The sequence below is a fragment of the Bacillus cereus genome, assembly GCF_007678085.1.
Classification (GTDB): domain Bacteria; phylum Bacillota; class Bacilli; order Bacillales; family Bacillaceae_G; genus Bacillus_A; species Bacillus_A cereus_BE.
In genome coordinates this window covers 97,800-118,949 of the sequence record NZ_VEDW01000006.1, presented here as the reverse complement: position 1 = coordinate 118,949, position 21,150 = coordinate 97,800, and the positions used below count along the sequence as shown (strand labels likewise).

The following is a 21,150-nucleotide window of genomic DNA, read 5'->3' as shown; positions in this document are numbered from 1 at the left end:
TCAATTTAGCTTAATCGTTAAAAATGGGCAGACTTCTCCCGTATCAAGCTAAAACCATTTGAAGAACAGTTGATAAAGTCATTATATCCTTTCACTCCTTTAACATTTGTTATATTAAGAGTATAAACTACTCTGTTATATTCTATTCTCTATTTTTTCTTTTGTTCCTTCTCCACTTTTTCATTTTCCGCATAAATTTCCTTATACATCTTTTCTAATGCATATGGACTTGTAAAGATAAGCATTAACGATTTCCACATATAAATTCTTCTTTGTAATTCTATCCCATACTCTTTACTCACCATATTTTTCACTTCTGGGATATGGTCTTCCGTTTGAAATTGTTGCACCGATTTCAATTCATTCGTTTTAAAATCTGTTAAAAAGCCTATTACAGACCGTCCATGTTCCTGTGAACTTTCTTCTAAATCAAACTGAATCGAATGAACGAAACCTAAAACGTGAAAGATTTGAGCATGTAAACCGACAGCAGCACGCTGTTCCATTAAGTTGTAGCACTCTCGTTTTAACTCTTCTACCATTTCTAAAGAATTTCTATTAACTTTTCTTTTGCCAACAAACATAATTTTTACAATATGAGCGACTGCTCCCATACTTTTTAATACACTCTCTAAAATTTCTACCGCGTCTTCTACATAACCATTTGAAATTATAGAATGAATAAATTCATCTAATAGCGACTGAAACTTTTTAATTAAATGTAAATCACGTAATTCCGGAACTTCTTCTCTCAATTGATTTCGGCCTTGAACCCACTTTGAAATTTCTGTCATTTCTTCTTCTTTTAATTCGTGATGTTCCATACCATACTTCATTAATAAAATTTGATTTTTTAATAAGGACTTTCCTTCCTCAAGATTATCAGCTGTTAACGAATCAACTATTTGCTCTATAGATTTCATCTTTTTCCCCCTATACAAAAAAGCCTCTTAACAGCAATTATACCAAAAACTGTTAAAAGACTTTTTCTATTTTTTCATATACGGGACTAATACTCTCAGAATTTCTTCCTTATCCTTCTTTAACTCAAGTGATGTTAACATATCCATCGTTCTCGGCCTAGGTAATTTCACTTGTACCTCGCCAACTATTGATGCTGGCCTTTGAGATAAAATAAATACGCGATCCGAAAGTAAGATAGCTTCATCCAAGTCATGTGTAACCATAACGATTGTTTGCTTCTCTTGGTGCCAAGAGTTTAAAAGCCAGCTATGTACTTCCATTTTTGTAAAAGCGTCTAATTTTCCAAAAGGTTCATCAAGTAGCATAATTGGCTTTTCACATAAATATGTGCGCAGAAAACTAATCCTTTGGCGCATACCACCTGACAATTCATCTGGATAATGGTCTGCATACTCATCTAGTTCAAACTGCTTTAATGCTTCCATTCCTTCTGTCAGCCTTTGTTTTTTCGGCTTCCCTTCAATTTCTAACGGAAGAACGATATTTTGTAAAGCTGATCTCCACGGTAGTAATAAATCCTGTTGCGGCATATAACTTACGACATCTTGCTCTTGCATTTGCTTATCGTTATACGTTACACTTCCACTTGTTGGATTTTCAACATTTGCGATCATATTTAATAGTGTGCTTTTCCCACAACCACTCGGTCCTACAAAGGAAACGAACTCTCCCTCTCGTATAGAAGCACTAATATTTGCTAATACATTCTTTCCATCAAAAGCTTTTACAACCTCTTTTATTTGTAATCCACTCATTTTTCACTTGGAAGGAACTCATTTGTAAAGGCATCTTTCACATCAATTTTCTTCTTAATAACTTTGTTATCATATAAGAAATTCATGTAATTCGTCCAAACTTCTTCCTTCTGTACTCCCCATGCTTTTGCATCATCTTGATACTTCGTACTTAACCACTTTTGACTTTCTTGTACTAAGTCTTTATTCACATCTGGAACTGCTTTAATTAAAATATCCGCAGCTTCTTTCGGTTCTTTAATTGCAAAATTATACCCTTCTGTCGTTGCACTCATAAACTTTTTCACAAAGTCTTTATCTTGCTTCGTATGTTTTTCACTCGTAATAATAACAGGACTATAGAAATCAAGCGCGGGGTCTAAGTCTTTCACCATAATCGTATTTAACTCTTTTCCTTGGCGCTTCGCTTCAATTCCATCCCATCCGTAATAAATCCATTCAAAGTCTGCATCACGGCCGATTGATTTAAAGAAATCTGTTTGTCCTAAGATGATTTTTTCAACTTTATTAAAATCAGCTTGATGTTTCTCCATAATTGTCTTTAACGTTGCTTCTTCTGCTGGTCCTCCCCAGCCTCCGTAACGTTTACCTTCAAAATCTTTCGGTGAAGTCATGTTATCTTTCTTAAGCGATGCAAAAGCTGAAGTGTTATGCTGAATAATCGCTCCTACAGATACAACAGGAATCCCTTCCACACGAGCCAACGTTACATTTTCTTGTGCGCTTATTGCGAAGTCAGCTTTTCCTGAAGCTATCATTTGCTCCGCTGTCACATTATCACCAGGCTGAATAATTTCTACATCTAAGCCTTGCTTTTTATAATACTCTTTTGCTTGCGCTACATATAAGCCAGTATGATTCGTATTCGGAAACCAATCTAATACTACTTTTACGTTTTGATCTTTACTTGCACTTTCTTCTTTCTTCGCCGGATTACATCCAGCCACACCTACTGCTAATAAGGCAGCCAACATAACTTTTAAACCTTTTTTCATTTTCTGCCGTCCTTTCTATATATCCATGGTGCTGTTATTCTTGCCATAAACTCCACGATAAAATACAGACATAATGTCACCATAACAATAATTGCTGCCACACCAAATACCCGGGCTGTTAAAAAGGATTTTGTAGCTCTCGTAAGCATAACTCCTAATCCTTCACTGGCACCGAGCCATTCCCCAATAATCGCTCCCATTACGCTATATGTAACTGCAATTTTTAAACCTGAGAAAAAGTATGGAAGCACTGCTGGAAACTTTACTTTCTGGTAAACTTGCCATTTCGTTGCCTTCATCGTTTGCAACAACTTCAACATATTTTTATCTACCGTTTGAAAACCTTCTAAAATGCTAAGCGCAATCGGGAAGAAACAAACGAGTATGACTACCATTACTTTCGGTAACATTCCATATCCAAACCAAATAATAAATAACGGTGCAAGTACAACGATTGGAATCGTTTGCGAAATAACAAGCAACGGATTTATTAAAATACGAAATAAAGGAATAACGTCCATAATAATTGCAATACTTGTCCCAATTAAAATCGCAAAGAACAGTCCAATTATAACCTCTTGCAGCGTTTGCATCGTATTCGGTAATAGTAAATCTTTCATTCCAATTAATTCTTGAACAATGGCAGAAGGCTTTGGTAAAATCCACGGTTCAATTTTAAATAATGAAACAGATCCTTCCCATATCGCAATGAGAAGGATAAGCCAAATTGTTGTAATTATTTTAGATTGCTTCTGGTTTTGCATATTCATCACGGTACTTCCAAACTTTTTCATCTATCGTTACACCAGTGCTTGGACGATAGTGGATTTTAATAGAAGTAATTACTTCTTCTGCTCCAGCATCCACACACGCTTGTTGTGCACGTTTAATGACATCAAGAAGTACATCTAATTCTCCTTCCAGCGTTGTTTCCATTGCCCCTACTTCATAACGAACTCCCGATTGTTGTACAACTTCAATTGCTTTATCGACAACAGAATACACATCTTTGTTCTTCGCTTGTGGTACTACTGAAAATGAAATTGTAACTTGTTGTGACATAGTAAAATCCCCCTTATAAAATGAAATATTAAAACAAGAAAAGGCTTTCCTACTGCGTAGGAAAGCCTTGTATGCAAGTTATTATAGAATAACATATGCTACATCACTTTAAGTAACTCCCTACGCTGGCATTATCCAGATCAGGTTGAGGGTCGATGTTTGTTTACATCCTCTCAGCCAATTGGCTCCCCGGTCCTTAATTCGTTTTCATTGTAGCATGATTTATTTTATTGAACAAACAAAAGCACGTATAATCATTTCATTTAACTTTTGAATTCACCAATTAACTCTTGTAACTCCTGTGAAAGCCAGCTTAAAGAACTTGCTAATTCAGCAATATCTTGTACAGACATTTCCTGTTCTTTCATACTTTCTTCAATATTATTACTACTATTTGCATACGTATTTGCGATAAGTGATAGTTCATTTACAACACGAACAATATTTTGGCTATTTTGCAATATATCACTTGAATTGCTAGAAACAACTCTAACTTGATTTGTAACAGATTGTGCTGATTTTGAAATTTCACCAAAGAAAGCACCACTACTTTCAACAAGTTTCATTCCAGATTCTACTTCTTTTAAAGCATTTTGAATTGAAACAACAGCTTCTTCCGTACCAACTCGTGTTTCCCCTATTAATTTTGCTATATCTTTTGCTGATGCTTCCGTCTGCTCTGCTAATTTACGCACTTCATCCGCAACAACGACAAATCCCTTACCAGTTTCCTCAGCATATGAAGCTTCAATAGTAGTAGCATTTAGAGCTAGCGAATTCGTTTGATTTGAAATATCGGTAATTACTGTTACAATGTCACTAATTTCTTTTGATCTTTTTTCGAAAGAATAAATAATAGAAGATAAATCTTGTACTGCACTTTGTATTATGTTCATTTGATTAATCGTCTGCTCAATAATACCATTTCCTTTTACTGAATGATGGTTTGTACCTTCAGACTCTTTCGCCATTTGTTTTGCAGTATTCGTTATCTCTTCCATCCTATCTTCCATTTCATATATAATATCTAAATACTTTGGTACTGCAGTTTCTTGTAATTGAACGCCAGCCCTTAACTCAACTATAGAACTTACGATTCCTTGGACTGCCATGCTATTCTCTTTCGTACTCACTGACAATTCTTGTGAAGATGAGGAAACCTGTTCTGCTGTCTGCTTTACTTTATCTATAATCCCTTTAAACTTCTCGATAGTATTATTAAAATACGCATTAATAATACCAATATCATCTGGTCTTTCCTCTAATTTAATACTTAAGTCACCTTCACCGACTTTGCGCAATCCTTCACGTAAATCCCGCAATGGAGCAAGTGCGTTACGTACGATTAGGAATTGAATAACCGTTGCAATTAAAACAGAAATACAAATAAACATTAAACCTTGTATAATGAACTTTTCTTTTGTTATAGGTACAATAGAGGCATCTACATCGGCTGCAACAATTGCCACAATATTATTTTCCTCATCTTTAATTGGCTCTAATATCGTTACCCATGATCCTAATGCGTCTTCATATACTACTGTCATGTTTGCTTTTTTTGTGCTCATTACTTTATCATATGCTTCCATCCAAAGATCTGGTTGTTTATAATATTCTCCCGGCCTTACTTCAACAACATTTGCTAAACCTGTAGACAAATCAATGATTTGTAGCTCACCTTTTTCATTTTTTTTCGCTCCAACAATATACGTTTGTCCAACACTGTTCAATTCTTCCGTTGATTCATCTAATTTTTCTGTCAACTTCTCTCTTTTCTCTCTTTCTGCCGTTGGATCTTTTGCAACATCCCTTAATATTTCTGCGTCTAATTTATGTAATACCGTATCTCCTGTTTCAAAAGAATGCCTTTCAAATATAGACATCATGCTATTTTGAAACATGTTAAAACTTAACGCTCCCATAGTACCAACAAGCGTCAAAATAACTAGCACAGTTAACAATACATTTTTTTGAAGAAATGATATCTTATGCCAATATTTTTTCATTAACATCACCTTTCTTAATTAACTTAATATAAATTAAAACTATTAAAATATAAACCTCATTAACAATTGATAAAGGTTCTCATTTGTTTACAAATAAAAAAAAGACCAATGAAAGAGCATTGGTCAAGACCAACCCTATCCGTCCGGTAACTGGCTAGCATAGCCTTTCGGCCTTAGCTCCTGTAGTTTTGCGTCCTAATGTTTCCATCAGTTTGCCTTTCTCGCTGAACGAGTTGAACGATATGGGAGTTCTATGAGAATTAAATTATTCTCTATCAAAGATTACAACATAAAAATTAAAATGTCTACCTATTTATAGATGCAAATGTAAAGTTTTAATGCATTATTTTTTCGAAATAATTTAACAAAGTACGTGAATGTTACATTTCTTGTGTTATATAATAAAAAACGTATATAACACAAGGATTATTTTGAGTATTTATTTTAATCTTCGTTTAAATTAAATTATTCAAATATATCTTAACTAATGAATTTCGGAGGTAGTTTATCATGTTTTGGCTACAATTTCTTACGTTACTACTCTGCATCTTTATTGGCGCACGCTTAGGTGGAGTTGGTTTAGGAGTAATGGGTGGCGTTGGTATGGCAATACTTGTTTTCGTCTTCCATTTACAACCTACAGCTCCTCCTATTGATGTAATGCTTATGATTTTAGCAGTAATTACAGCTGCCGGTGCACTGCAAGCCGCTGGAGGAATGGACTACCTTGTTCATCTAGCTGAGAAAGCATTACGAAAAAATCCAAAACGCATTACATTCTTTGCTCCAATTGTTACTTATTTATTTACACTCTGCGCAGGAACTGGTCACGTTGCTTATTCTGTACTTCCTGTTATCGCAGAAGTCTCTCGCGAATCTGGGATTAGACCGGAACGACCAATGTCAATTGCCGTAATCGCTTCCCAACAAGCAATTACAGCTAGTCCTATATCAGCTGCAACAGTTGCACTTTTAGCAATGCTAGCTGACTATAAAATCACTTTATTAGATATTTTAAAAGTAAGTATCCCTTCTACTTTCATCGCTTGTATGGTAGCTGCATTTGTTGCTAGCAAAATGGGGAAAGAATTAAATGAAGACCCTGAATACTTAAAACGATTAAAAGAAGGAATGATTCCTAAGATTGAAGAGAAAAAAGAATTTGTTGGTGTAAAAGGCGCTAAATTATCCGTTATCCTTTTCTTAGTAGGAACTTTCCTTGTCGTACTTCTCGGTTCATTTGAAGCGCTTCGTCCAGGATGGATGATCGACGGGAAGCTAGTTCACCTTTCCATGCCAAACACAATTGAAATGGTTATGTTAACCATCGCAGCTCTTATTATTATTTTCTGTAAACCAAATGTAGAAAGCATCGTGTCTGGTAACGTCTTTAAAGCGGGGGCAACAGCAGTTGTTGCTATTTTCGGTATCGCTTGGATGGGAGATACTTTCTTTAACGGAAACTTAAATATGATTCAAGGTTCAATTCAGCACCTAGTAACAAGTGCACCATGGCTATTTGCCATCGCATTATTCATTCTATCTATTTTACTATATAGCCAAGCAGCAACAGTACGTGCTTTAATGCCTCTTGGATTATCACTCGGTATTCCACCAGCACTACTAATCGCGATGTTCCCTGCAGTAAATGGATACTTCTTCATTCCAAACTATGGAACAATCGTTGCTGCCATCAACTTTGATCGCACTGGTACAACTGGCATTGGTAAATATGTTTTAAATCATAGCTTTATGATTCCAGGCCTTATCGCAACATTCACTTCTATCGGAATTGGAATGCTCTTAATATCAATTATGTTTTAAAGAAAAAGCACAAACCTACATTTTTAAAGGGTTTGTGCTTTTTTAATCAAACGTTTGTTTAAATATTTTTAACTGTCCATTCTTCCATTATGTTCTTTACTGAAGTTTCTTTTTCTACAAACTCTTACTTACTTCCTCTACTAGCTTCTTCGTACTTTCATAAGCAGATTCCGCTAAACTAATCGCAGAAATAACAGAAACACCGTCCGCACCCGCTTCTATAACTGAAGTTGTATTTTCAATTGTAATGCCACCAATCCCGACGATCGGTATTGTAATTCCTTGCTCTCTAAAATGAGCTAAACCTTTCGTTCCTTGCACTGCTTTCGTATCTTTTTTCGTACTCGTAGGGAAAATAGGGCCAACACCTAAATAATCAGCTCCGTTTTGAATTGCCCAGCGTGCTTCTTCAATTGTATGGGTAGATACACCAACAATTTTATCCCCCATTTTTTCACGAACAGAAGTAATCCCTTCATCATCTTGTCCAACATGCACGCCATCTGCATCTAACTCGATAGCTAGTTCCACATCATCATTTACAATGAAAGGTACACCGTACTCCTTACAAATTACTTGTAATTCTTTTGCGAAACAAATACGTTCCTCTCCCGTTAAAGCCCCTTCTCCCTTTTCACGGAATTGAAAAATTGTTATACCGCCATTAAGTGCATCTCTCAACACTTGTAGTGGCTCCTTCGTACAATTGTTACTTCCCATAATAAAATATACTGATAATAATCTAGACATTTCTGCCTTTGTAATACGCGGCATCTAGTTCCCCTCCTTACTATATAATCTCAATCTTCCCATACTTCTCAATATCATCTGAAGTTGTATTTGCTAACTGATTTAAAAATTCAATTTGGAAACTACCAGGTCCCTTTTCTACTGTCTTAGCAGCTGCCAGTTCCGCGGCTACACTATAAAACGTTAATGCCGCTACTGCTGCCTTTACATAATCTTTTTCTACTGCTACAAATGCTCCTATTACAGAAGTTAGTAAACAACCAGTTCCCGTAACTTTCGTTAAAATAGGGTGACCATTTCGAATCAGAATCGTCCGCTCTCCATCTGTAACAACATCTTCTTTTCCAGTAATTACAGCAACCGTATTTAATTCATCAGCTGCCTGCCTTGCAATACTTACGACATTTCCATTTCCAGCACCGGCGTCTACCCCTTTAATTTCCCATCTCTCATTAATAACGTTCGCTATTTCAGCTGCATTTCCGCGGATAATCGCTAAATCAATTTCAGCCGGAATATGTCTCGCAACTTCTGTTCGATACGATGTTGCTCCTGCACCAACTGGATCAAACAGTACTGGTACATTGTTCACATTCGCTGATTTACCCGCAAGTAACATCGCTTCTACTTCTTCAGGACGAAGTGTTCCCATATTTAATACTAACGCTCCAGCAATGCTAGCCATTTCTGCCACTTCTTCTTTTGCATACGCCATTACAGGCGATGCCCCTAACGCTAACAAACCGTTAGCTGTAAAATTTGTTACAACAACATTTGTAATATTATGAACGAGCGGATTAGATTCTCTCACCAAATCCACTACTTTACTAATTTCTTTCATATTCATCCTTCTCATCCCCTAACTATAGTGATGGGAGATACACAAAAAGGCACTTTGCGCGTACGCAAAGTGCCTGAACATGTGCTTTTACACTCTCCCTACGCTGGCATTATCCAACAGGTTCAAATGGTCAATGACGGATTAGTCATACTCTCAGTTTGCATCCACAAACTCCCATGTGCTTATTATTCTTCTACTTCAAAGTCTACTCTTATTCTAGTAAAATAACAAGTTCTTTACTTTTCTATTTAATATAGAAGCAACTAATAAAACAATACGCATAATAAAGTGAAACTTTAATCAGTGGGGCTTTTGTTCATCCCCACTGATTATTAGTTGAACCAATCGGGCTTTTATGGGCAGTTGCTCCCCTACCTAACTTCTTTGCTTCCGCTGAATTTTGAGATAGGCGTCTTCCTGCCAGTTAATGCGGGATAAATAAGTATCTATTTTTCCTAGTCTCATCATCTTGCAGATTATGTTCTATCGCCATCATTTTATTTCAAACCATTTTTGTTCATAACACTAAAAAACGTTCAAACCTGGAGCGAAACTGAATCTCAAGAAGATGTATGCTATAGTTAACGTATGGAAATTTGAAAGGATGTTTTTAATATGGCAAAAAGCGTTGTAATCGCTGAAAAACCTTCCGTTGCACGAGATATTGCGCGTGTACTTAAGTGCGATAAAAAAGGAAACGGCTACCTTGAAGGTAGTAAATATATTGTAACTTGGGCTTTAGGTCACCTTGTTACATTAGCAGACCCAGAAAGCTATGATGTTAAATATAAAAAGTGGAATTTAGAAGATTTACCTATGCTACCTGAGCGTTTGAAATTAACGGTTATTAAACAAACAGGGAAACAATTTAACGCTGTGAAGAGTCAGCTACTTAGAAAAGATGTAAATGACATTATTGTAGCGACAGATGCTGGACGTGAAGGAGAATTAGTCGCTCGCTGGATTATTGATAAGGTTCGAGTTAACAAACCGATCAAACGTCTATGGATTTCATCTGTTACTGATAAAGCGATTAAAGATGGTTTCGCTAATTTAAAACCAGGTAAAGCATATGACAATTTATACGCTTCAGCAGTTGCACGTTCAGAAGCTGACTGGTATATCGGTCTTAACGCAACTCGCGCTTTAACGACTCGCTTTAATGCCCAGCTGAATTGCGGTCGTGTACAAACACCTACTGTCGCTATGATCGCTAATCGTGAAGATGAAATAAAGAACTTCAAAGCTCAAACTTACTACGGCATCGAAGCACAAACGACGAATCAGTTAAAGCTAACTTGGCAAGATGCGAACGGTAATAGCCGCAGTTTTAATAAAGAAAAAATTGATGGCATTGTAAAAGGTTTAGATAAGCATAATGCTACTGTTGTGGAAGTTGATAAAAAACAGAAGAAGTCATTCTCTCCTGGTCTTTACGATTTAACTGAATTACAACGTGATGCAAATAAAAAGTTCGGTTACTCTGCAAAAGAAACATTAAACATTATGCAGAAATTGTATGAGCAACATAAAGTGCTAACGTACCCTCGTACAGATTCGCGTTACATTTCATCTGACATCGTTGGAACACTTCCAGAACGTCTAAAGGCGTGCGGAGTCGGAGAGTATCGTCCTTTAGCACATAAAGTATTACAAAAGCCTATTAAAGCTAATAAATCATTTGTTGATGATAGTAAAGTAAGCGATCATCACGCAATTATTCCGACTGAAGGATACGTTAACTTCTCCGCCTTCACAGATAAAGAACGTAAAATTTATGATTTAGTTGTAAAACGTTTCTTAGCCGTTTTATTCCCTGCATTCGAATACGAACAACTAACGTTACGCACAAAAGTTGGCAATGAAACATTCATTGCACGAGGGAAAACTGTTCTGCATGGCGGCTGGAAAGAAGTATATGAAAATCGCTTTGAAGATGATGATGTAACGGATGACGTAAAAGAACAACTTTTACCTCGCATCGAAAAAGGCGATACATTAACTGTAAAGCTAATTATGCAAACATCAAGTCAAACGAAAGCACCTGCACGTTTTAACGAAGCGACTTTACTTTCAGCAATGGAGAATCCTACAAAATATATGGATACGCAAAATAAACAACTTGCTGATACGTTAAAATCAACTGGTGGATTAGGTACTGTAGCGACACGCGCTGATATTATCGACAAGCTATTTAATTCATTCTTAATTGAAAAACGTGGTAAAGATATTCACATTACTTCAAAAGGACGTCAATTACTTGATTTAGTGCCAGAAGAGTTAAAATCACCTACACTAACTGGTGAGTGGGAACAAAAGCTCGAAGCAATTGCAAAAGGTAAACTGAAAAAAGAAGTATTCATTTCAGAAATGAAGAACTATACGAAAGAAATTGTTTCTGAAATTAAATCGAGTGATAAAAAATATAAACATGACAACATTTCAACTAAGTCTTGTCCAGACTGCGGTAAACCGATGCTAGAAGTAAACGGCAAAAAAGGAAAGATGCTCGTTTGCCAAGATCGTGAATGTGGTCATCGTAAAAATGTATCTCGTACAACAAACGCTCGCTGTCCGCAATGTAAGAAGAAGTTAGAATTACGTGGTGAAGGTGCAGGACAAATCTTTGCATGTAAATGTGGCTATCGCGAGAAATTATCCACATTCCAAGAAAGACGTAAAAAAGAATCCGGAAACAAAGCTGATAAGCGCGATGTTCAAAAATATATGAAACAACAGAACAAAGAAGAAGAACCATTAAATAATCCGTTCGCAGAAGCTTTAAAGAAATTAAAATTTGATTAAAACAAAAAGGTTCCTACCTCTATCGGTAGGAACCTTTTATGTTAGTGAATGATTTTACTTCCTTTTGCGTTCTCAACAAACTTTTCACTCGATTTGTTAATTGGTGTTTTCAGTAATAACGCAGCAACAATCATAACTACTACGAAAGCACTTAACACAAGTAAATCTCGCGTTACGATATCCCAAAGCATTCCACCTACTGTTTCACGAATTGCACTAATTGCATATGTGAACGGTAAGAACGGATAAATCGCTTGGAAGAACGCTGGTGTCATTTGAATTGGGAATGTTCCGCCCGATCCTGCTACTTGCAGTACAAGTAAAATAATCGCCATCGATTTCCCAACGTTTCCGAAAATAGAAACAAGTGAGTATACGATACAAACGAAGACCCCACCAATAAATAAACTAAATAATACAAACCAGAACTTATCGACTACGTACGTACCGAGTAAGAATATATCTCCCATTGATACGATAAACGCTTGTGAAAGACCTATCGTTAAGAATGTTAATAAACGTCCGAAGTAAATTTCATGGCTCTTATAATTTGCGCCCTCTTCATGTACTTCTACTGTTAATAATGAAACCATTAATAATGCGCCTACCCATAATGCAAGCACTGTATAGAATGGTGACATTGCTGAACCGTAGTTCGGCATCGCAAATAATTTATTCTCTTTTAAATTTACTGGATTCGCAAAGTAGTCACTTTGCTTTTCAACATCATTTTTCAATAAGCGTATGATGTCTTTTAAATCCTCTTCAGATTCAAAATCACGAATTTTATTTGCTAATTCTTTAATCTTTTTCTCAGTTTCCGGCATTTCAGCTTTAATGTCTGCTAATTTCTTTTTACCATCTACTAAGCCTTTTGATGAATCTTCTAGTAGTTTTTTTACATCTGGAAGCTTTTTGTCTGCTTCTTTTAAAATTTGAGATGTGTTTTTAGACATACGTTTCGTACGTTCAATTGCTGTGTTAAAGTTTGGAACGATTTCTGAATCATACGTTGCTAAGAAATCGCCTAATTGAGCTGAAGCATTTTTAGTCGCTTCATTAATACTTTCTACAACCTCTTTTGTAGGCTTCTGTCCATTGTTAATTAGTGTAGTTGCTTTATTCGTTGCATCTATACCTTTTTGAACAGAATTTTGTATTTTGTTCAATTTTGCAATTCCGCCATTAAGGTTTTTTCCGCTATTTACATCTGCTAATACCTTATTTGTACTTTCTAGAACCGGAATCGCATCACCAATTAGATTGTTAGTAGCTTGTAGTTGACCATTTAAATCGTTTAAAGCTACTTTTGTACTATCTAATCCATTAACACCCCTATTATTTACGTCTGCTATAACACCTTCTAAATTACTTTTTGCCTTTTCATATTCATTTTTCACACTATCGTATGCTTCATTTGCATCAGCTTTAGCTTGATCGACTGTGCTAACTGCTTTTTTGTAATCTGCTACAAACGTTTCATTATAATCTTTTTCCGCTTGATCAATTAATCCATTTGCTGCATCTAATTTTTGATTCGCTACATCTGTTACATCTTTCTTTACTTCTTGTCCTGTACCGATAACATTTACAATATCTTTAATACCGTTATTTGCATTTTCCATACCGCTTTTCAGCTTAGTTAAGCGATCCACTCGCCCTTGGAAAAAGCTTTGACCAAAATCAGTCGTCGCCGATTTTTGAAGTTCAGTAAATACATTAATAAGGTATGCAATACTATCTGTACGACCCTGAAGATTTTCAGAAACCGCATTAAGGTCTTGTTTTGCCTTTTCTGGATCAAACTGACCATTTTGCAATCCATTCACAACACTTTTTCCATATGCTGTTCCTGCACGTGCTGAGTTTAAAACGTTATTCACTGTTTGATTAATGTTTCTTGCAATATTTTTATAACCTTCATCGTTCATCTTTGAAAGATCCGGGCGTGCTGGAAACTCCGGCAATCCCTTCATACCAGAAAGGTCTATCCCTGGATTCATTAAAAAGTTCGTAAAAGCATTAGCTTTATCCATTACATCTTTTGCTACAGTTAAATTATTTCTCATTGTTCCAGGTGCATTCTTTAATGTTTCATCATTGTTTGCAAAGAACTTATCTAAGTTCCCTAACGCTTCTTGCCCATCATTAATAACACTTTCTACAACCGGCAACTCTTTTTGCGCTACTTTTACCAGATCCTCTGCTCGAGTTGCATCATCTAACGCCTTATCCATCAATGTATTCATTTCTGGGAACTGCGCTTCTAACTTAAAGACAAGATCTTTTACTTTCTCAATACTCGGTAAGTTTGTTTCTAAATCGATTCCAAGGTCATTAAAAACTTTAAAAATCTCACCGTTTGCTGTTTTAACAAAGTTTTTACTAATTTCTTCTGTAATACCTGATGCACCTTTTGCTGTAATTTTCGGTGCAATCGCATTTACCTTTTCATTTACATAGTAATCAAGTTCTGGTTTCTGCGGATTTTCATCCAGAACAGTTGCAATCTTTTCAGAGAAATCTTTTGGAATTGTAATACTTGCATAGTAATCTCCGCGCTCAACTCCGTGAATTGCCTGTTTTTCATCTACAAATTTCCAACCAAGATTTTTGTTTTTCTTAAGAGAATCTACAATCTCTTCACCGATATTAATATCTTTCCCTCTTAAATTAGATCCTGCATCTTGGTTAGAAACTGCAATGGGAACCTCTTTTGTATTTCCGTACGGATCCCAGGAAGCTTTAATGTTAAACCATGCATATAACGATGGTAAAATCATTAATCCTAAAACAATAACAATTGCAGCCCAATGTTTAGCTACATTCCGTAAATCTGTCTTATAAATACGCCAAATTTGTTTCATAGAAGTTATCACCTAATTATATATTTTTCCTTCTTTAGAAAATGATACATACATTTTGCAATTATATCACTTTCTACATCGTGGATTAAACGAAAATACACTATTTTTCCCATTAAATATTTCACTTACTTCATTATATAACGAAGTAAAAAAAGTATGCATACAAAATGACCAAATTAGTTTTACATTCAATAATAACAAATATATAGGAAATGTCATAAAAAATACAAGTATTTTCTCTTGGAAATACTTGTATTCCTCAAAAAAATCCTCACAGCTTTTCATCATCTGTGAGGATTTCTTCTATTATATATCTACTTGTACTTCTACACCGAAATGATCTGAAATTACCTCTCGGTTTGTACCATTAAAAATGACTTTTGAAGAACGAACTTTTTCACTTTGGTTACACAATATTAGATCGATTCGTAATTTATGTTTATTTTCATCCCAACCAGCAATCTCCCCTTGGACAGTTGTTCCTTCATCCTTCTCTATTGCTAGTTCATATGTGTCATACAAACCTTTTTGCATCATATATTCATAACCCTCACCTTGCAAACGGGCATTATTATTAAAATCACCCATTAAGAAGGATAGTTCATTACTATCTACACGCTCCATTAAACGATTAACTTGACCTTTAAATGATTCTTCTTCATCATTCCACCAACCGAGGTGGCAAGAATAAAACGTGATGTTCTTACTATTATAGGCAATTGTTGCACTTACAATTTTGCGTGTTTTCCAATACGTTGTGTCCTTATTTTCTGAAATAAAGAACGTATCTTCTTTTATAACATTATGTTTCGTTACAATCGCTAATCCTTCTTCATACACATCATAACCAATATGAGAGAAATCCCAAGTAATATTGTAATCTTTTACATGTAACGCTTTTAACTCTTTTAATAGTAAAACTCCAAAATTATCTTCTTTCTTGTTACCGCATACATTTTCAGCTTGTATCGACTGACTTACTTCTTGCAATGCGATGACATCGTACTCTTCTTCTTGAATGACTTTAGCAAGATATTTTATCTTTTCCATTTGATTTTCTTCTTGCCAAGAGTGACAGTTTAAAGTTAGCAATTTCATATTATTACGCACCTAACATATCTTGAATGTCTGACTTTAATACGTCAGCTTTCGGACCATACACTGCTTGTACACCTTTATCTTTTACGATCAGTCCTAAAGCACCATTTTGTTTCCACTGTGCTTCTGGTGCAACAACATTTAAATCTTTTACTGTTACACGTAAACGTGTCATACAAGCATCTACGTCAGCAATATTTTCTTTTCCACCTAATAAATCAATAACTTTTGTTGCTAATGAACCATCTTGTACATTTCCTGTTCCTTCTGATGACTCATCTTCGTTATCAATATAGTTACCTGCACGTCCTGGTGTTGGTAAGTTGAACTTTTTAATTAAGAAGTTGAATAATGTAAAGTTCAGACCGAAGAATACTAATGAAACGATAACGAAATTGATTAAATCTCTAGTTAGTCCTGCATTAACCATCATCGGTGTACGAGTAATTAACTCAATAAATCCAAATGCGTGAACACGTAAGTTGATTAAATCTGCTAATGCGAATGCAAGTCCTGTTGTGATTGCATATACAACATATAATACAGGAGCAATAAACATGAACATAAATTCAATTGGTTCTGTTACACCTGTTAAGAATACCGCTAATGCTGCTGATAAGAACATTGGTTTATATTTTGCACGCTTTTCTTTATCAACATTACGGAACATCGCGAAAGCAATACCCATTAACGCTGCTGTCGAACCGATAACTTGTCCAGCTTTGAAACGAGCTGGTACAACATTATTTAATAGATCGTTATATGCTTTTGTATCTCCATTTGCTAATAAGTTATTTAAATCTGTAATCCATGCAAGCCATAAAGGATCTTGCCCTGCTACAACTTGTCCAATTTTTGAGCCAGTTAACATTGTATATGTTCCGCCTAGCTCTGTGTAGTTCATCGGAATTGTTAACATATGGTGTAAACCAAATGGTAATAGTAAACGCTCTAGCGTTCCATATACAAATGGTGCAACAACCGGTGCACTATCTTTTGAAGCTGCAATCCAACGACCAAATTCATTTAATCCACTTTGGATGAATGGCCATAAAAGTGATAATACAATTGCAGTGACTGTAGACCAAACAATTACAACGAATGGTACGAATCGTTTTCCGTTAAAGAATGCTAGTGCCTGTGGCAGTTTGTTATAGTTATAATATTTGTTATATAAAGTAGCTCCTAAGAAACCTGTGATAATCCCTACGAAAACTCCCATGTTTAATGCTGGTGCACCAAGTACAGAAGTAAAGTAATCTTTTACAATTAAATCTCCTGCTAATACTGAAGAAACTTTTGCTTTTGAATCCACTAACATTTCAGCGTTTACGCCAAATATAGCTCCTGTAATTCTGTTCGTTAAGACAAATGCTAATAGTGCTGCAAATGCACCACCTGCGCGATCTTTCGCCCAAGATCCCCCAATTGCTACTGCGAATAAGATGTGTAGATTTGTAATAATTGCCCAACCGATGTCTTCCATTACGCGAGCGATTGTATGAACTGCGTTAATATCCCCAGCAGACATCCCAATTAACTTACCGATAGAAATCATTAAACCAGCTGCTGGCATTACAGCTACAACAACTAATAATGCTTTCCCGAACTTTTGCCAAAAATCAAAAGACGTAATTTTCATCTGTTCTTCCTCCCCTTTATTTATAAAAACATAATGATTTAAATTATAATTTCTGTTTCCATTATGAAAACGATTCCTTATGTTACTTTTTTTATCTTTACGCAACCGTTTTCATAAATCTATTTTAATAAAAGCGTTTTCACTTTGCAATAGAAATTTATTATTTTTCATAAAAAAAGATGCTCTTAGAGCATCTTTTTTTATTATGAAATGCGATAAACCCTTGTTTCATAAGGCTTTAACGTGATTGTAGTTACTTGTTCATGTTCCGCAACTTTATAGTTATTTATAAGCAAACGTTTGCGTTCTAGTGCAAATGAACCCTCATTATATACAGCTTCCTCTTTTGAGATATTACTAATTACAATGATTTTTTCATCATTTAATGTACGAGTATATGCATAAATTTGCGGATCATCTTCTAAAAGTAAATCGTACGTACCGTAATTCAGTACATCATGCTCTTTTTTCAAGGCAATCATTTTCTTATAAAAATTGAAAATAGAGTTCTCTTCATTCTTTTGCTTTTCAACATTAATTTCTTTATAGCTTGGATTCATACCAAACCAAGGTGCACCCGTTGTGAAGCCAGCATTCATCTCATCGTTCCACTGCATAGGTGTACGTGAATTATCGCGGCAAGAAGCCCATATAATTTCCATCATATCTTGATGTGATACGCCCTCTGCAATTTTCTCGCGATATAAATTTTTAATTGCTACATCATCGTAATCTTCAATATTTGGGAATTGAACATTTGTCATCCCAATTTCTTGTCCTTGATAAATAAATGGTGTACCGTGCATAAAGAAATACATTGCTCCTAGAGCTGTTGCACTTTCACGCCAATATTGTTTATCATCTCCCCAAGTTGAAACGATACGTGGCTTATCGTGATTCTCAATATATAAAGCATTCCATCCTTTATTTTCTAATCCTTTTTGCCATTTCGTTAATACTTTTTTCAGTCCTACAACATCAAGATCTTTCTTCTTTTCTGCATCCCATAAACTTAAATGTTCGAATTGGAATACCATATTGAACTTCCCTTGCTCTTCTCCAACCCAAAGCTCAGCATCTTCAATCTTAACGCCGTTCGCTTCACCAACAGTCATAATATCGTACTTAGAAAATGTATTTTCTTTTAACTCTTCTAATAAAGGTTGAATACCATCCACATTCATATGTTTATCAAAAGATGGTACGTACTTTAATTCTTTTGGATTTGGCATGTCTTTGAAGCCATCTTCTTTTTTAATATGGCTGATTGCATCTACTCGGAAACCATCAATTCCTTTATCAAGCCACCAATTAACTGTATCGTATAACACTTCGCGAACTTCTTTATTCTCCCAGTTTAAATCTGGTTGTTTACGCGAGAATAAATGTAAATAATATTGTCCTGTTACTTCATCATATTCCCATGCCGAACCATTAAAAATACTTTCCCAGTTGTTTGGTTCCGCACCATCTTTACCATCATGCCAAATATACCAATCACGCTTCGGACTGTCTTTAGACGAACGAGACTCGATAAACCATGGATGTTCATCACTTGTATGATTAATAACTAAATCAATAATAAGCTTCATATCACGCTTATGAACTTCATCTAGTAAAGCATCAAAGTCTTCCATTGTACCAAACTCATCCATGATATCTTGATAATCACTAATGTCATAACCATTATCATCATTAGGTGACTTATACATTGGACAAATCCAAATTACATCTATACCTAAATCTTTTAAATAATCCAGTTTTGCAATAATACCTTGTAAATCTCCAATACCATCACCATTTGAATCCATAAAGCTACGTGGATAAATTTGATAAGCAACCGCTTCTTTCCACCATGTCTTATTCATAATCATTCTCTCCTTTTGCATCCCATCGGAATTTTTATGCAAACGTTTTCGTAACACTATCATAACAAAATATGAATAGTTTGCAACTGTTTTCATTGAACTCTATGTAGATTCCTTATTCTTATGCTTTATTTATTTCTCACAAAAGTAAATCTCATTCCTCACCTTCTCTTGTCCACGCACGTTACATACGCTGGGTTAAAGATTTACGAGAAAGCTTAGACCCTTATACACTAGGTGACTATGTCAATTGGCCCGATATCGACATTAAAAATTGGTAACCTAGTTATTATGGTCCTAACTTTCAAAGATTGCGTAAAGTGAAAACCATATATGACCCTTGCAATGTTTTTCGTTTTCAACAAAGTATCCCACCCTTTCATACGTAAAAAAGGAAGAACAGAATGCTGTTCTTCCTTTTTACATTGAAAATCGTTCAATTGTTTGTTTCAAATCCGCTGCTTGCTGCTCTAAATCCTTTAGTAGTTCATCGATTACTACCATATTTTTAGATTGTTGCAACGTCACACGTGCTACTTCTTGTGAACCAGCTGATGTTTCCTCAGCAATTGCTGCTACAGCCTTCGTCTGTGCTCCCGTTTGATGAATGTGACTCACTTGTTCGTTCATATAACCACTAATTTGCTTCGTTGCATCGGCAACTTCCATAATACTTGATGACATTTCTTTTAAAATTAATTCGGTAGCTGCCCCTCGTTTCGCCTCTTCTTTAGCTGTTTTCACTTGCTCTGTCATTTTCAATGCGACTTGTTGCACTTCGTCTTGCATATTCCGTAATAACTGCGATATATTTCTCGCAGAATGATCGCTTTCATCAGCAAGTTTACGTACTTCTTCAGCTACAACTGCAAAGCCCCTTCCATGCTCTCCAGCACGAGCTGCCTCAATAGAAGCATTCAGTGCTAATAAATTCGTTTGACTAGCAATCTCACTCACAACAGAAACAATATGTTCTACTTGTTTCATTCGTTCTTCTAATTTTTGTACATTTTGCATCGAATTTTCATTTTCTTTTGCCAATGTTTGAATGCCTTGAATTAAAGAAGTAAAGACTCGTGTACTTTGCCCTAAAGCTTGAACCATTTCTAAAGACAATTCGTCAGACTGTTTTGCTTTTTCTTCTACTTCACTCGCAATAGACGTTGTTGTATCAACAGCAGAAACAATTGCCTGAATGGAAGCTGCTGATTGCTCAGCACCAGAAGAAATCTCTGCAAGAGTTTCAGACACACCTCGTGCTTGCTTTGTTGCTTCCCCTGTTTGCCTTCTAATTTGCTGAACTTGATTATTTGTATACGAAAATGTAGTATCGATATTTTTTACCATACCTCTTAAGTTCCCTAGCATCATATTAAATGCAACACTTAAAGATTTAATCTCGTCATCTGTTTTTGGTAACGGGACATCTTCACGAATATCGCCATCAGCCGCCTTCCTTGCAGCCTCCTCCAATTTTCGAAGTGGTTTAATTAAAAAGATTGCTGCTCCATATGCTAAAATCCCAGACCATACTACACCTAATAACATAACGATAATATTATAAACAGTTTGACTTACATAACTTTGAAAATAATCGTATATCACGTAAATAAAAAATATACTTGTTGAATATGTAATAAAAGCTAAAACTGT

General features: G+C 35.5%; 15 protein-coding genes, 2 pseudogenes and 3 riboswitches. Of the genes and pseudogenes, 3 read left to right on the top strand and 14 right to left on the bottom strand.

Features of this window, described 5'->3' with window-relative positions:
- Positions 1-149: 149 nt before the first annotated feature.
- The 6 genes from FS742_RS23895 to FS742_RS23870 form a co-directional block, all read right to left on the bottom strand.
- Complete coding sequence (locus FS742_RS23895) at positions 150-923, bottom strand: hypothetical protein (RefSeq protein ID WP_144615534.1); 774 nt, start codon at positions 921-923, stop codon at positions 150-152.
- Positions 924-989: 66 nt separating this feature from the next.
- The gene (locus FS742_RS23890) at positions 990-1,739 is read right to left on the bottom strand and encodes an ABC transporter ATP-binding protein (RefSeq protein ID WP_144615532.1); all 750 of its coding nucleotides are present in this window, start codon (positions 1,737-1,739) and stop codon (positions 990-992) included.
- Positions 1,736-2,734 carry an ABC transporter substrate-binding protein gene (locus FS742_RS23885; protein WP_087957326.1) on the bottom strand — a complete coding sequence of 333 codons (999 nt, stop codon included), beginning with the start codon at positions 2,732-2,734 and terminating at the stop codon, positions 1,736-1,738. The genes FS742_RS23890 and FS742_RS23885 overlap by 4 nt, the downstream gene beginning before the upstream one ends.
- Complete coding sequence (locus FS742_RS23880) at positions 2,731-3,504, bottom strand: ABC transporter permease (protein ID WP_001057155.1); 774 nt, start codon at positions 3,502-3,504, stop codon at positions 2,731-2,733. Before FS742_RS23880 ends, FS742_RS23885 begins: the two co-directional genes overlap by 4 nt.
- The gene (locus tag FS742_RS23875; RefSeq protein WP_000082898.1) at positions 3,476-3,796 is read right to left on the bottom strand and encodes an MTH1187 family thiamine-binding protein; all 321 of its coding nucleotides are present in this window, start codon (positions 3,794-3,796) and stop codon (positions 3,476-3,478) included. Before FS742_RS23875 ends, FS742_RS23880 begins: the two co-directional genes overlap by 29 nt.
- 100 nt (positions 3,797-3,896) lie before the next feature.
- Positions 3,897-3,998: riboswitch (TPP riboswitch) on the bottom strand.
- A gap of 61 nt (positions 3,999-4,059) precedes the next feature.
- A complete protein-coding gene (locus FS742_RS23870) occupies positions 4,060-5,802 on the bottom strand; it encodes a methyl-accepting chemotaxis protein (RefSeq protein WP_144615530.1) in 1,743 nt (580 codons plus the stop codon).
- 142 nt (positions 5,803-5,944) lie between these two features.
- A riboswitch (cyclic di-GMP riboswitch) is annotated at positions 5,945-6,029 on the bottom strand.
- Between the two features lie 283 nt (positions 6,030-6,312).
- Here FS742_RS23870 and FS742_RS23865 point away from each other — a divergent pair.
- Positions 6,313-7,626, top strand: a complete 1,314-nt coding sequence (locus tag FS742_RS23865) for an anaerobic C4-dicarboxylate transporter family protein (RefSeq protein WP_144615528.1) — start codon at positions 6,313-6,315, stop codon at positions 7,624-7,626.
- A 114-nt stretch (positions 7,627-7,740) separates the two neighbouring features.
- Here the strand turns inward: FS742_RS23865 and thiE are convergent, their stop codons facing one another.
- Both thiE and thiM read right to left on the bottom strand, forming a co-directional pair.
- Positions 7,741-8,400, bottom strand: a complete 660-nt coding sequence (gene thiE / locus FS742_RS23860) for a thiamine phosphate synthase (protein ID WP_144615526.1) — start codon at positions 8,398-8,400, stop codon at positions 7,741-7,743.
- A gap of 16 nt (positions 8,401-8,416) precedes the next feature.
- The gene (gene thiM, locus FS742_RS23855) at positions 8,417-9,223 is read right to left on the bottom strand and encodes a hydroxyethylthiazole kinase (protein ID WP_144615524.1); all 807 of its coding nucleotides are present in this window, start codon (positions 9,221-9,223) and stop codon (positions 8,417-8,419) included.
- Between the two features lie 72 nt (positions 9,224-9,295).
- A riboswitch (TPP riboswitch) is annotated at positions 9,296-9,405 on the bottom strand.
- A 427-nt stretch (positions 9,406-9,832) separates the two neighbouring features.
- On the opposite strand from thiM, the gene topB reads away from it, so the two are divergent.
- Complete coding sequence (gene topB, locus FS742_RS23850) at positions 9,833-12,022, top strand: DNA topoisomerase III (RefSeq protein WP_144615523.1); 2,190 nt, start codon at positions 9,833-9,835, stop codon at positions 12,020-12,022.
- Between the two features lie 41 nt (positions 12,023-12,063).
- Here topB and FS742_RS23845 read toward each other — a convergent pair whose 3' ends face one another.
- The 4 genes from FS742_RS23845 to FS742_RS23825 all read right to left on the bottom strand — a co-directional run bounded on the left by FS742_RS23845 (position 12,064) and on the right by FS742_RS23825 (position 19,497).
- Positions 12,064-14,889, bottom strand: coding sequence for a YhgE/Pip domain-containing protein (locus tag FS742_RS23845; RefSeq protein WP_144615521.1), 2,826 nt, complete (start codon positions 14,887-14,889; stop codon positions 12,064-12,066).
- 306 nt (positions 14,890-15,195) lie between these two features.
- On the bottom strand, positions 15,196-15,987 hold the full coding sequence (locus FS742_RS23835) for an endonuclease/exonuclease/phosphatase family protein (RefSeq protein WP_144615519.1): 792 nt from the start codon (positions 15,985-15,987) through the stop codon (positions 15,196-15,198).
- A gap of 4 nt (positions 15,988-15,991) precedes the next feature.
- Positions 15,992-17,629: a PTS transporter subunit IIBC gene (locus tag FS742_RS23830; RefSeq protein ID WP_144615517.1), complete on the bottom strand. Its 1,638-nt coding sequence runs from the start codon at positions 17,627-17,629 to the stop codon at positions 15,992-15,994.
- A 203-nt stretch (positions 17,630-17,832) separates the two neighbouring features.
- Complete coding sequence (locus FS742_RS23825; protein WP_144615515.1) at positions 17,833-19,497, bottom strand: glycoside hydrolase family 13 protein; 1,665 nt, start codon at positions 19,495-19,497, stop codon at positions 17,833-17,835.
- 182 nt (positions 19,498-19,679) lie between these two features.
- Here FS742_RS23825 and FS742_RS23820 point away from each other — a divergent pair.
- A pseudogene (locus FS742_RS23820) lies at positions 19,680-19,886 on the top strand (BBE domain-containing protein); the annotation flags it as partial.
- 31 nt (positions 19,887-19,917) lie between these two features.
- Here the strand turns inward: FS742_RS23820 and FS742_RS23815 are convergent.
- Both FS742_RS23815 and FS742_RS28360 read right to left on the bottom strand, forming a co-directional pair.
- Positions 19,918-20,844, bottom strand: a complete 927-nt coding sequence (locus FS742_RS23815; protein ID WP_472924384.1) for a methyl-accepting chemotaxis protein — start codon at positions 20,842-20,844, stop codon at positions 19,918-19,920.
- Positions 20,845-20,859: 15 nt separating this feature from the next.
- Positions 20,860-21,045 (bottom strand): annotated as a pseudogene (locus FS742_RS28360) (HAMP domain-containing protein); the annotation flags it as partial.
- Positions 21,046-21,150: the final 105 nt, after the last annotated feature.